The organism is Leptospira sp. B5-022 (genome assembly GCF_000347035.1).
Taxonomy (GTDB): Bacteria; Spirochaetota; Leptospiria; order Leptospirales; family Leptospiraceae; genus Leptospira_B; species Leptospira_B cinconiae.
This window is the reverse complement of sequence record NZ_ANIJ01000015.1, coordinates 365,146-377,924: the sequence shown is the minus strand read 5'-3', so window position 1 is coordinate 377,924 and position 12,779 is coordinate 365,146. Positions and strand designations below refer to the sequence as shown.

9 protein-coding genes are annotated in these 12,779 nt (G+C 41.4%); 7 read left to right on the top strand and 2 right to left on the bottom strand.

Annotated features, from left to right (window positions below; genetic code table 11):
* Nucleotides 1-6: 6 nt before the first annotated feature.
* The gene (locus LEP1GSC192_RS07470; RefSeq protein ID WP_020769402.1) at nt 7-1,107 is read right to left on the bottom strand and encodes an SMP-30/gluconolactonase/LRE family protein; all 1,101 of its coding nucleotides are present in this window, start codon (nt 1,105-1,107) and stop codon (nt 7-9) included.
* Nucleotides 1,107-2,021, bottom strand: a complete 915-nt coding sequence (locus LEP1GSC192_RS07465) for a M23 family metallopeptidase (protein WP_020769215.1) — start codon at nt 2,019-2,021, stop codon at nt 1,107-1,109. Before LEP1GSC192_RS07465 ends, LEP1GSC192_RS07470 begins: the two co-directional genes overlap by 1 nt.
* A 79-nt stretch (nt 2,022-2,100) precedes the next feature.
* On the opposite strand from LEP1GSC192_RS07465, the gene LEP1GSC192_RS07460 reads away from it, so the two are divergent.
* From LEP1GSC192_RS07460 to LEP1GSC192_RS07430, 7 genes are all read left to right on the top strand, one after another.
* A complete protein-coding gene (locus tag LEP1GSC192_RS07460) occupies nt 2,101-2,961 on the top strand; it encodes a CPBP family intramembrane glutamic endopeptidase (protein WP_020769016.1) in 861 nt (286 codons plus the stop codon).
* Complete coding sequence (locus LEP1GSC192_RS07455; RefSeq protein WP_036089267.1) at nt 2,961-3,761, top strand: hypothetical protein; 801 nt, start codon at nt 2,961-2,963, stop codon at nt 3,759-3,761. Before LEP1GSC192_RS07460 ends, LEP1GSC192_RS07455 begins: the two co-directional genes overlap by 1 nt.
* Nucleotides 3,762-3,770: 9 nt before the next feature.
* The gene (locus LEP1GSC192_RS07450) at nt 3,771-5,621 is read left to right on the top strand and encodes a chloride channel protein (RefSeq protein ID WP_020769117.1); all 1,851 of its coding nucleotides are present in this window, start codon (nt 3,771-3,773) and stop codon (nt 5,619-5,621) included.
* A gap of 270 nt (nt 5,622-5,891) precedes the next feature.
* Entirely contained in the window at nt 5,892-7,457 is a 1,566-nt protein-coding gene (locus LEP1GSC192_RS07445) for an OmpP1/FadL family transporter (RefSeq protein WP_020769029.1), read from the top strand.
* A gap of 136 nt (nt 7,458-7,593) precedes the next feature.
* Nucleotides 7,594-8,886, top strand: coding sequence for a sterol desaturase family protein (locus tag LEP1GSC192_RS07440; protein WP_020769362.1), 1,293 nt, complete (start codon nt 7,594-7,596; stop codon nt 8,884-8,886).
* A 117-nt stretch (nt 8,887-9,003) separates the two neighbouring features.
* Complete coding sequence (locus tag LEP1GSC192_RS07435; protein ID WP_020769356.1) at nt 9,004-11,109, top strand: mucoidy inhibitor MuiA family protein; 2,106 nt, start codon at nt 9,004-9,006, stop codon at nt 11,107-11,109.
* Nucleotides 11,110-11,117: 8 nt separating this feature from the next.
* On the top strand, nt 11,118-12,776 hold the full coding sequence (locus LEP1GSC192_RS07430) for a mucoidy inhibitor MuiA family protein (RefSeq protein ID WP_020769230.1): 1,659 nt from the start codon (nt 11,118-11,120) through the stop codon (nt 12,774-12,776).
* Nucleotides 12,777-12,779: the final 3 nt, after the last annotated feature.

Sequence of the window (12,779 nt, the reverse complement as noted above, 5' to 3'; positions counted from 1 at the left end):
TAGGTTCTAGAAAAACATTTCCAGAGTCTCGAACTTCCATTTCCAAATTTTCTGAGAAGAAAATCCCGCAAGTAAAAGTCCTGATCCGTATTGCAGAACGGAAGTAACCGATCCCAATTTATCCGATGTATTATCCGTCAAAGAAAGACTAATATCTCCTTCTTCATCCATAGAAAGAACGTACGCTAATTCTCCTTCAATCGGCTTAAAGAAAAACGGAAGAGAAGCGAGTATTCTCTTTAAGAGCGGAAAATTTTGTATCTTATCGATTGCGATATGTCGGGGAGAAGATAAGGCGATCCAAAAATTTTTTTGAGAGTCTGAACTGATCAGAGCGGGGCTACCGGGAAGATGTGTGATAAAGAACTGGTCCTTGCCGGCCTTCTTTCCTTTTAACCAGAAGCGAGAAACACGATGCCTATACTTTTCTCCAAAAACTAAAAAATCTTCGGAAGAAGACAAGCTGATCCCGGTAGGATGATAAAGATCCTCTAAAATCGTTTTTACGTCTTGGGTCCTCGGATCGTAGGAAAGAATTCTGCCGTTAGGTTTGGATTCCAATTCTTCCAAATAGGAATCTTCATAAGAAAACTTTCGGCTGACTTCGGTAAAATAAACTGTTCCGTCAGAGGCAATATCCAAACCGTAAAGGTTAGTTAATGGATTTCCTTCCGAATCTTCTCGGAGGAGTACATTTTCATTTCCTTTGGAATCGTAAAATGCCAGACCTAATCCGGAAACGCAGGCGACCAGATTTTCCTTTCCGTCGAATACAATTCCTAGCGCTCTTCCGGAAGTTTTAGCGAATCGTTCCGTTTGTCCGTCGGTTTTGATCTTGTAGATATTTCCATCGGAAGAACCCGTATAAATGGCTCCTTTAGAATCCACCGCAAGACCGAAAGGTTTTTCGATAGGCGATTTTTCGTTGACTACATTAGATATAAATAATATATCTCTTTCTTCTTGGCGGATGATATCGTCCGGCTCGTAGTCGGTCGGATCCGTTTTGTTCCAACCAAATAGAATGAATATCCCGAAAACCAGGAAAATAAAAAAAGAAGGGAAAAGTATTCTGATATAGGGATTAGAAATAGATCGATAGAACATCAGACATGACCCTTAAATACGGGCCTTTGTCTCAAACTATTTCTCAACACTTCAAAATGTAAATGAAATCCGGTGGCTCTTCCGGTCATTCCGACTTCTCCGATCAACTGTCCTTTTTTGACCTTTGTGCCTGGAGATACCAATACTTTGCTTAAATGTCCATATTTGGTTTCGTAACCCAATCCGTGTTTTAAAATGATCAGTCTCCCGTAACCTCCTCTTGTTCCGGAAAAGGAAACTTCTCCGTCAGCAGATGCATACACAGGTGTTCCTTCTTCTGCCGCGAGGTCGATGCCACCGTGAAAAGTATCCTTTTTAGTGAAAGGGTCCTTTCTTCTTCCGAATTTGGAACTGACTCTTCCTTCTTCCGCTAACGGATCGGAGAAAACTAATCCGTAAAAAAAGTTTTTCTCTTCTTTCGGTAATCCTCTTCCTGGAACGAACCAGGATTTTCTGAGGTCATCATAGTATAAGAACTTGGGAGAGATCCGAAAACGGGCCGCGACTTTTTTGCGTCCGGATTCGTCTGGAGAATGTTCTTCCGAGTCGTAAACACCTCTCATATTCGGGATCAAAAGTTCCATCCCCGGATAAATGTCTTGGGGAGAGGCTAATTCGTTTACGGAGGAAAGAGTGTCCAGGTCCATTCCGGTCCTGGCCATGATCTTAAAAAAAGTATCCTTAGGTCCAACTTTATAGACTAGGAATCTAAGAGGGACCAGATCTTTTTGGTCCAAGTTGGAAACTGAAATTTGAAGGTTATATTTTATCTCTTCTCTGACTCGAATGATCTTCGTGTCCGAATATTCCAAACTTTTTAATGGGAGACGATCGTAAACTGCTTGGACCTCGCTTAAAGAGATCAGGATGAGTGCAGATAACAAAATTTGGAGATGTCTTTTGAAAGAAGGCATATCTTTTCTCTAGTCGGCAGATCATAAAAAAACAATGACGCAAAAAATCCCCCGTAAATGATTGGAAGGGCCCTTTGGAATGGATTTAGAAAAGGAAGATCAAAAACTCACACCTGGCAGAGACGTTCTGCTCATGGGCCTGATCCAGGTTTTTGTACTGTTTATCGGTATGTATTCCTATATGAAGGTCACCCGATTTCAAGTAGAAAGCACCTTATCCATAAAAACATCCAAGCAGAACTTTGTAAAAGAAAAAGAAATCGTAAACACTTTACCTTCCGAGGTGGTTTGGAACGAACCTGCCTCTGCCGAAAAAGCGGTTAGAGAGTATACCGAATTTGTAGTCACCAAACGTCCATGGTTATTGTCCTTGGACAGAATTATCTGGGGATTATGCTTTCTGGTTCCTTCTTACTTTTTTATTCGAAGGATCGCACGGATCGAAACCGCCGAGTTCACCGATTCCGCAGGTGGGAGAGATATACTTGCGGGAGTTGCGACCGGATTTGCTACATTCTGTTTTGTGAATGTAGCAAGTAGTTTGATCTTTTTTATCATAGGCAAACCCCAATCCAATTATATGGAAATCATACTTACCAAAAATCTTTTTCTAAATTGGAAATTATTAGGATGGACCCTGCTTGCAATCGCATTCGGAGCCGGAATATTCGAGGAATTTTTTTTCAGGGGATTTTTGCTCAAATACTTTGTGGAAAAAAACCTGAGCTCCATAGGACTAATTATCACCTCCGTTATTTTCGGGGTTGTACATTTTAACGGGGGATCTTATGTGGCTCCGATCCTTCTTATCTTTGTGGGATTTTCATTTGGAATTTCTTATTTAAAAACCGGTAATATATGGGTGCCTGTGACCGCACATATCACATATAACGCATCCATGCTTTTGGCTGGATTTCTGCTTGGGGATCGGATCTCTTAATGAACATGCAAAAAAAAATTCAACATAAAATCCTAAAAACCTTATTCGTATTTTTCTTTTTGTCTTCCTTCTCTTCCGTTTATGCAGGGGAAGTTTTCGAATTAGAAGGTGATCCCGGGGAGAACGATATCAGGCTGCTTTCCGCATTGAACCGATTGACTTATGATAGGATATTATCCGACCAAAATACGAAAGGTTTTGCATTCAGATACGTTTCTAAATGGTATTCACCCTTACGATTGGACGTATTCGTTTTAGGACTTGCAAAAAGAGAAAAGATGAGTTTGATCCGGATCGAGTCTTCTAAAAAAGGAGCAGAAAGGGTCTTTAGAAACTTTCTCCAGGAAGAACTCACTAAAAAAGAGTTAACTGGAGGGCTCGGAATTTATAACTCCGCGGACGTTTCGGAAAATGTAAAATTCGAACCTTATCGTAAAAGTTATTTTTGGAGCGAATCCTTAGCATTGATCCATCCGGCTGCTTCCGTCTTTTATAACTCTTATAAATCTCCTGTCTACGGGGGTTCGGATAGAATTAAAGGAATATTCGGTTATCTCATCACGGATCTTTTACTCGCAGGGGTCGGTTATTATTATGCGACTACTACGATGGAGAAGAACAGTGCTCTCGAGTCTTATTTCCTAAAACCTACCGCTTCCGGAAATGTTTTGGATTCTCCCGGAGCGCCTGTATTTATCGGTTTATTGATCATTCCTAGATTGTATAGAATGATCGGCGGTTGGCAGGATACCTATACCCATAATAGGATCATGGAGATCTCGGTTTCCAAATCGTTTTAAGGATCTTTTATGTTCGGAAAAGTCTTACAAGAGTTCCGAAAAAGACCGCTATCGTCTTATTTCACCATTAAGGGCAGAAGGTCTTTATTTCTATATTGTGTTTTGACCGGGATCGTTTCCGGCTTGGGAGCACTTCTTTTTTCCAGAGCGCTCGCCTGGGCGGAATACATTTCTTTAGAATCAATATCAGGTTTACATAATACGCATTCGGGCGGAGAATTTTACGTTTCGCTTGAACCGATTGCCTCCATTTATTTGGGAAGATGGGCGCTTTTGGTACTTCCACCTTTAGGAGGATTAATTTCGGGTTGGATTATCTGGAAATTCTCTAGGGATTCCGCCGGTACTGGAACGGATTCCTTGATAGATTCTTTTCATAATAAAGAAGGTAAGGTGGACCCTAAAGTCCCTCTGATCAAGTCGATCGCAACCGTTTTCACGTTATCTTCCGGAGGAAGCGGAGGAAAAGAAGGTCCGATCTCCTTGATCGGCGCCGGATTCGGTTCCTTAGTCGCAAATTTAACTAAGGCGGGTGCAAGGGCAAGACGCACTCTATTACTCGCCGGGACTGCAGGGGGTCTAGGTGCCATATTTCATGCACCTTTAGGAGGAGCATTAACCTCCGTAGAGATGGTATACAGAGAAGATATAGAAAGCGATACATTGGTTCCTTGTATCATTTCTTCGGTAACTGCGTTCCTGACATATTCTTCCTTTAACGGGTTCGGTTCCGTATACAAAGTTCCGGAGATCGGCTTTATTGAATATAAGGAACTCGTCTTTTATTTGTTTTTAGGGATCGTGTGTTATTTGAACGGTGCCTTTCTTATCAAGGTGTTTCAGTTCGTTCAGGAATGGTCTAAGAACTGGAAATTTCCGATGTGGGGAAAACCTGCGTTAGGCGGCATTCCTGTAGGCATCATAGGTTATTTTTTACCTGAAGTTCTTGGGACTGGGGCAGGGGTTCTGCAAGATGTATTGGAAGGTAGCTTTCAATTTCCGAATTACGCTTCTTCTTTGGATCGAGATATACAGATCATTTTTTTCTTCTTACTACTTGCATTCTTAAAAATTATCTCCACTTCGTTTACGATCGGAAGCGGAGGATCCGCAGGAATGTTCGGGCCTTCCTTATTTATTGGCGGGATGTTGGGTGGAGCGCTCGGCACCTTTGCGAAATTGGTTTTGGGTTATCAGGTATCCGTCGCTTCTTTCGTGCTCGTAGGAATGGGAGCCTTTTACGCGGGGATTGCAAGCGCACCGATCGCAGGAATGGTGATGATCTGCGAGATCATAGGAAGTTATTCACTTCTTCCTCCTTTGATGATCGTTTCCATCATAACTTTTGTTCTTTCTCACAAATTGAATTTGTATAAAAGCCAGAAAAATACTCGTTTCCAATCCCCCGCCCATGATTGGGACATGAACCGAGATTTATTGGAAGGAATACGGATCGAAGATATTCGGGATAGGCTCAGGAATATTGCAGAAGTCAAAACATCCGTTTTACTCTCTCAGCTGGAAGAGGAAGCTTTGAAGATCAACGCCAGCGATTATATCGTAATACAAGAGAATGGAAATTATTTTGGGATGATATCCTTACGCACTAGTCGATTATTTTTAGAAGGAAGGGATCTCACTCAAAACCTGATCCTTGTAAAAGATGTCGCCGACACATCTATTCTTCCGATTTCCATCCGAACAAACCTGGCGACCGCATTTAAGGCCCTATTGGATATGGGGATGGATAAGATTCCTGTGGAAGAGAATGGAAAATATTTGGGATATTTACGTTATGCTGACATTATTTCCATATATTTTGAAAAGACTCGATCTGCTAAGCCGGTTTCAAGCACTTAAGCTCAATTTAGCTCCTTCTTTAAAAGCTAAAAATATATGTAGCGTTCATTCTTTTACAATAATCAATGTTTATCTTCAAATTTTAGCGATTTTTACTTTTTTATGAATAAAAACACCTAAAGGCTCTTTTTTTGATTTTAGTGGACAATTTTGGGCTTTCCGCTAAGATACGGAAAATTTTTAAAAAATAACTGATGTGTAATAAAGAGATCAGCCAATTCTAGATGGGTTAGAGTAAGTTAAGGAATTGGTTCAAAGCAGGAAGGGACAATGCGAAACAGAGTTTCTAGTCAAAAAATTATCTCCAGGTCGAGGATTGCCCTCGCAGTTTTGGGGATATTGGGAGTTGGCACATCCGAGCTGACTGCCGGTAGTTATGGGGATATATATGGAGCCCATGCGGGTGCAGCCGGGATGGCCGGGGCAGTTACCGCTACGGTAAACAATTCGTCTTCGGTTTTCTATAATGTTGCCGGATTGGGAAGATTGAACGAAGCGGATTTGTTCATCGCTCAATGGGAACAAAAGGAAAAAGAGAAAGAAGCAGCGGCTAGCGGAGAAACTCCCAAAGACGCAAATGGGAATCCTATTCCTCAGGAAGGTCCTTTGTTGAACACCGAACCTCAAACAGAGGATGGTGGAGCTCCTGCTAAGTGGTACAAAAGAGCTTGGTTTAATTTCAGAGACGGCTTTGCAAATATGGGAAAAGGGATGTTCACGTATCAGCCTCTTCTCCGTCCGAACCGTCCTTATCATGAAGTGTCTTTTTTAGGAACTTACGCAAACCCTACGTTAAAGAATAACGCTCCTAAAAACGAGAACACTAAAAACCCGGATGACAGTTACGTTGGTTTGGGTTTTACTATGAACCTAAACGAAATTTTCGATATCGGTAGAACCATTCGTTTCGGATTGAATGCTATCGTTCCTGCTTCCGGAAATTTGATGGTAGTGAACGATCAAAACCCTACCGTTCCTAGATATCTTAATTCAGGAAAAAGTAATGAACGTCCTACTATCATGGCCGGGGTCGGTGTGGAACTTTGGAAGGACCGTTTGTTTGCAGGGGTTGGTATCACCGCTCTTGCTGGAGGTTCCGGTGCGATCTTGCTAAAAGACGTTCCGATCTCTCCGGATCCAGTAACTGCTAACTCACAGGTAGTATTAACTTTAAAGCCTATCATCAATCCGACTTACGGTCTCCAATTCACTTATGGAAAATGGAGTGCCGGGGTTTCGTATAAAAGAGAAACCTATCTGTCTGCGGACCCGATCCCTGCTCGGGCCCAGACTACTCTTTTAGGAATCCAATTGGATTTTGATCTGGCTTTATTGGATCAGTACAACCCGAGAGTTTGGTCTTACGGTATAGGATTCAGACCGACAGAAAAACTTTTATTAAGTGTAGATGTGAACAGAGAGATCTGGAGTTTATATAAACTTTCCAGGATTAAGGAAAAATATTCCGAGCCTTTGGATTTCCATGACACAACCAATGTTCGTATGGGAGCAGAATATGCTTTCCGTCCTTTCTTGAAGTTTCGAGGAGGGATCGGAAAAAGACCATCCCCTGTTCCACATTACGCGGGGGAAAACAATTGGATGGATAACGATCGTATGATCTATTCCCTAGGTGTTTCCTATATCTTCAATGGAAGGAATTTCGCATTCTTGAAAGATAGATTGAAAAACCCCGTAATTTTCGATTTGGCTCTTTCGAACCAACAATTGAGAAGTGTTGAGATAAATAAATATACTCCTACGGAAAGGAATCCAAACTATAATTATGGCGGTTATATCTGGTCAGTAACCTTCTCCGTAAGCTTATTCTTCTAAACTTCTTCCCATTGTCGGGAAAATGAAATAACATTTGTTATCTAATAGCTCCATCTGAGGCGGAATTCGAAACCCGCCTCGGTTCTTTTTCTTGACCGAATGATCGCTACAGAGATAGTCGAAACTCGGTATAGAGATGGAAAAGAATATTATTGAACTGATCACTCCCGTTTTTTTCGTATTGGTAGTTGTGGAACTGCTTTATTCCGTATTTGGGAACAAACCGTTCTATCGTTTTAAGGATTCCATCAATAATCTTTCAGCCGGGATTTTTATGCAGATATTCACTGTGTTTATCTCTCTGGGATTAATGGCGGTCTATTCCTGGGTATATGCAAAATTTGGAATATTGAACATTTCCAACGATTCCTGGATAGGCTGGGTGTTTTGTTTCGTTCTGGCAGACTTCTTCTATTATTGGTATCATAGGTTCGGACATGAAATAAATATTTTCTGGGCTTCCCATGTTCCTCATCACCAAAGTGAAGATTATAATTTTACGGTGGCTTTAAGACAAGGAGTCACTCAGAATACTTTCTCCCTACCTTTTTATCTTCCTTTGGCAGTGATGGGGTTTCCTCCTATCATGTTCCTTCTTTGTATCCAGATCAATTTTGCTTATCAGTTTTGGCTTCATACTAGAGCGATCCCTAAGTTGGGAATTTTCGAGTGGGTGTTCAATACTCCTTCCCAACACAGAGTACATCACGGAAGGGATCCTAAATATATAGATAAAAATTATGCAGGAACCTTTGCGATCTGGGACAGAATGTTCGGATCTTATAAAGAGGAAGAAGAAGAACCTATCTTCGGGATCGTAAAACCGATGCAGACCTGGAGTCCAGTTTGGACACAATTCCATTATTTCGAAGAATTGTTTCTTCTTTCCTGGAAGACGAAAAGTTGGAAGGATAAATTTTTAGTTTGGTTTAAACCTCCGGGTTGGAAACCGAAAGATCTGGGGGAATCTGTCGTTCCTCCAGAGATAGACCGATCTAATTACCAAAAATTTAATACACATATTCCTTATACACTTCTCGCGTATTCCATTACTCAATTTTTCTTTGGGTTGGGCGCATCTATGGTATATATAGAGTTCAAAAAAGAATTACCTCTATTGGAAATGTGCACTTTAGGTTTTTACGTGCTATGGACTCTTTGGAATATCGGTGCGATCTTCGAATTAAAAACTTCGGGAATCGTCTCCGAACTGATCCGTCTGGCTTCTATCGCCGCTTTGACCTACGTGTATCCTTTCGATTTCACTCATGTGGAACGATTGACTGCGGTTCTTCCGATAGAAACTTTGAAATATCTTCCTATGTTAATGAAACAGGTCGCATTGATCTCGTTTTTCGTGTTGGGAGGTTTTTTGGTTTCTCAAAAACGGTTTTTCAGCATCAAAGGATACACGCCTAAAACAGTTTAATCCCGGTTTTTTGAGCTAGTTTTTAGAATGAAAAGCGCCTTTTCAAAGAAGGCGCTTTTTTTATGGCCGTGAAAATAAATTGACGAAGTGTGTTTCGGCAATATCCACTTAGAACCTATGATTTCCCGTTTTTCCTCCTCGGTTCTTGCGACTATCTTTCTGATCTTACTAGGGACCGATTTTTTTGCACAAGGATCCGACCCCTCCGAAAGTGATACACCCACAGCGATTACGGAAGAAGAGAAGGCCTCCAAGTCCCCGGTCTCGGTATCGTACGCTAGAATAGATTCCGTTCTTTTATATTCAGACTTGGTTTACGTAACAAGGCAATCCGAGGTTAAACTTCCGGTCGGAGTTTCGGAAGTTTTATTGGGAGAAGTCCCGATCGCTTCTTTGGATAAAAGTGTGATCGTCACATTTACGGATCCGAATAAAAAATTTAAGATCAAAGGGATCCGAGTATCGGAAAAAGCTTCTAGAAGAAAAAAATCCCAAGAAGCGGAAGAATTAGAAAAAAGAAAAGAAGGTCTACTCTTGGCATTAAGCACAAAGTCCAGAGAGGTCCAAGACCTTTTGGATTGGGAAACTTCCATCAAATCTATCAAACCCTCTATTCGAGAAAAAGACGGACTAGTGGAGAAGATCGACTCCGAAAATTTTTCCTCTTTCCGAAAAACATACGCAGAACTTGCGGAAGATAATACAAAACTTAGATTATTAAAGCTGGAAGAATTGGATCGAATCCGGGAAGAATTTTATATAGTTACTACTAAACTTGCTCATCTTGCAGAAGGAGATACGCTTCGCAGGAAAGAGATCCGATTGGATGTGGAATCCGATTCCGCAAATGTTTTTCCTTTCGAATATAAATATCTGATACGAGGCGCGAACTGGTATCCTCGTTATACTTTGGAATTGAATCAAAATGGACAAGAGGCGGAATTAGGTTGGCATGCTTTAGTTAGAAATGAAACTGGAGAGGATTGGAAAAACGTTCGATTAGAATTTTCCACGGCTAATCCGAACCAAGACATAGACTTACCTGAGTACCGAGAATATAGGATCGCTTCCAAGGAAGTTGCAGTGTATTCGGGAGATGAGGATTATTCCGCCGCAGACAAAGAGTATAACGCGCCTTCTAAACCTTCCGCAAATGCCGGCAGTGTGATCCAAAGCAAAAAAGAATCTAAGAAAAAAGCTCCTGCTCCTAAGGTTTCTCAAAGAAGTAAGGCAGAAGAGAGAATAGACGACGTCTATTACCAAGAGAAGAACGATAGTCCTTTGATGCAGTCCCGCGCATTGATCGAAGGAAATTATAAGGATAGATCCAATTCACTTCGTGTGGAAGAAAATATGAACAGGCTGCAAGGAGAACTTGCGAGCCAAAAATATTCCTTCGACCAAGGGTCTTACGAAGAATCCATTCGATATGGAAAGGAAGCTCTTCGCAGATTTTCCGGTTTGAGAGAGAGTTCCAGAAAAGAATTGAAAGAACTCGAAAACGAAGTACAAAATCTTCTGAATAGATCCTCTCAATTAAGTTCCGATAAAAAATATTCCAATCAGTTGATCGCTCCGGGAATTTCTTCCGAAGGATTTGATTTCAGATATATCGCTCAGTCTCGAGAAAAAATCCCTTCCGATCGAACATTGAACCGGGTCTTTCTTCGCAAAAGAAATATCTCGGTTCGTCCAGGGTACGAGACTTCTCCCCTTACGAACGATGGAGTTTTTCTGAACGTGGTATCTTCGAATACGGAAAGGGAACCGCTACTTGCAGGTCCTCTCGAAATTTATTCCGGCGAAAATCTTCTTGGAACTACAACCGTCTCCACTCTAAAACCCGGGCAAGAGATCAAAATGGAACTTGGTCCTGATCGGGATATCAAGGTGGAAAGAAAGCAGGAAAAACTGGATGATAAGTCCGGGATCATTTCCCGCAAAAAGAATATCCGATATAGAGTTACCATTTCCGTTAAAAATAATAAACGTAGAGCCGTTCCTGTTCGATTGATCGATCGTATTCCTTATACGAACGACGATAGCGTACGGGTAGAATGGGCTCCCGGGACGGATACTCCTAAGTCCAAAACCGAAGACGGGATCCTGACATATGAATTCGAAATAGGGGCGAATTCCCGCAAAACGATCCAGTTTGAATACACAGTCTCCTATCCTGCGGACAATATCCTGAGAGAAACTCCAGGTTCGGATTCTTATTGAGGCTAATCATGAAAAATTATAAAAAATTAATGTATTCATCTCTCGTTCGTTTTACTTTTCTATTCGTTTTGATTTCTATTCCCATATTCGGAAAAGAATTCAACCTTCCCATCAAGGAAGTGACTGTTCACCAAGGAACTGCTCAGATCCTCAGATCAGGTCGAGTGCAGCTAGAACCGGGAACAAACAAGATCGAGATCTCCTATTTGCCTGTTTCCCTTTTAGAAGAAACCTTAACAGCTGCGGTCAATTCTTCTCAGGTAGAGGTCACGGGTTCCAGGACTTGGAAGGAAGAAGGTACAGCCGCCTCGAATCCGGAAGTCGCTCAACTCCAGAAGAAAGTGCAACAACTGGAAAAGGACATGGAAAGTATATTAGCAAAAGAGAATGATCTAAAAGCAGAAAAGGATCTACTGTCCGAGATGCGCAAAAAGGTTTCGGATGTTGTGGGCCGTAATCTTCTCTATGGTAGGGTAGAGGGGGACGGAAAAAACTGGGGGGCCTATCTCAAAAAAACCAGAGATGAAGCAGTTTCTATTTTTGCATCTTGGGAGAAGTTGGAAAAATCCAAACGTAAAGTCCAAACAGAACTGGAAGAAGCAAGAGCACAACTTTCACTCTTATTGTCTCAAGCGGAAAAAAGTACACGTACTACTTGGGTCCAGATCGTAAACACCGGTTCCGAGACTAAAAGTGTGGAACTTCGTTTAAGCTATTTGGTTTCTAACGCCGATTGGAGACCCGCTTACATCCTGACTGCGGATGATGCTTTAAGTAAAGCTAAGTTAGAATATATAGTGGAAATCAGACAAGAGACGGGAGAAGATTGGAGAGGGGTCCAACTTCTTCTTTCTACCACTAGACCGGACCTGTCACTCAGAAGGGACAGGCTTCGTCCATTACGATTATTTGATGTAGAGGTGGACTCAAAGCAGGAAATTCTCACCAACCAAACTCAGGCAGTTGGAGCCGCTCAAATGCCAAACGAAGAATCAAATATTCCTACTACGGAAGAACCTTCTCCCTCCAGCGAAAGAGGGAGTGGATTTCTATTCAGGCTTCCTAAAACGATCACGTTAGCCTCTCAAAAAGAATCTAGAAAATTCGAGATGTTATCCTTTAATGCACCCATCCAGGTTAAAACGATCGCTTCCCCCAGGTATAAACCATTTCCTCTTTTAGAAGCCGAATTCCAAAATATGGGTGAGTTTCCGATTTTACCCGGTGAAGTTTCTTTGTTCAGAAGTTCAGGACTTGTGGGAAGGACAAAAGTCCCCTATGTTTCTCCTAAAGAAAATCTTTCCGTTTCATTAGGAACGGAAGGTAGTTTAAGACTTTCTTATAGAAAAGATTGGAACCAAACGAAAGAAGGATTGATCTCCACTCAGAAAGTGATGGAGAAGAAAGTTTATCTCAGTTTGGAAAATTTCGGCAAAGAAAGTAAAAAGGTAATCGTAAGAGAACAGATCCCTATTTCCGAGTCTGCCGGTGTAAAAGTGGAAGTGAATGACGAGAGAACCACTCCAGGTTCAAAAGAATATCGTCTTAATTCCGGAATTTTAGAGTGGAGTTTGGAAATTCCGGCTTCCGGCAAAAAAGAGATTAAATTGGAATATAAGGTAACATATCCTAACAATCAGAACTTGGATTTTTTAAGATCATTTTAAGAT

Bases quoted from the DNA above. Each gene is read 5' to 3' on its own strand.
- LEP1GSC192_RS07470 (WP_020769402.1), bottom strand. From the start codon at position 1,107: ATGTTCTATCGATCTATTTCTAATCCCTATATCAGAATACTTTTCCCT.
- LEP1GSC192_RS07465 (WP_020769215.1), bottom strand. From the start codon at position 2,021: ATGCCTTCTTTCAAAAGACATCTCCAAATTTTGTTATCTGCACTCATC.
- LEP1GSC192_RS07460 (WP_020769016.1), top strand. From the start codon at position 2,101: ATGGATTTAGAAAAGGAAGATCAAAAACTCACACCTGGCAGAGACGTT.
- LEP1GSC192_RS07455 (WP_036089267.1), top strand. From the start codon at position 2,961: ATGAACATGCAAAAAAAAATTCAACATAAAATCCTAAAAACCTTATTC.
- LEP1GSC192_RS07450 (WP_020769117.1), top strand. From the start codon at position 3,771: ATGTTCGGAAAAGTCTTACAAGAGTTCCGAAAAAGACCGCTATCGTCT.
- LEP1GSC192_RS07445 (WP_020769029.1), top strand. From the start codon at position 5,892: ATGCGAAACAGAGTTTCTAGTCAAAAAATTATCTCCAGGTCGAGGATT.
- LEP1GSC192_RS07440 (WP_020769362.1), top strand. From the start codon at position 7,594: ATGGAAAAGAATATTATTGAACTGATCACTCCCGTTTTTTTCGTATTG.
- LEP1GSC192_RS07435 (WP_020769356.1), top strand. From the start codon at position 9,004: ATGATTTCCCGTTTTTCCTCCTCGGTTCTTGCGACTATCTTTCTGATC.
- LEP1GSC192_RS07430 (WP_020769230.1), top strand. From the start codon at position 11,118: ATGAAAAATTATAAAAAATTAATGTATTCATCTCTCGTTCGTTTTACT.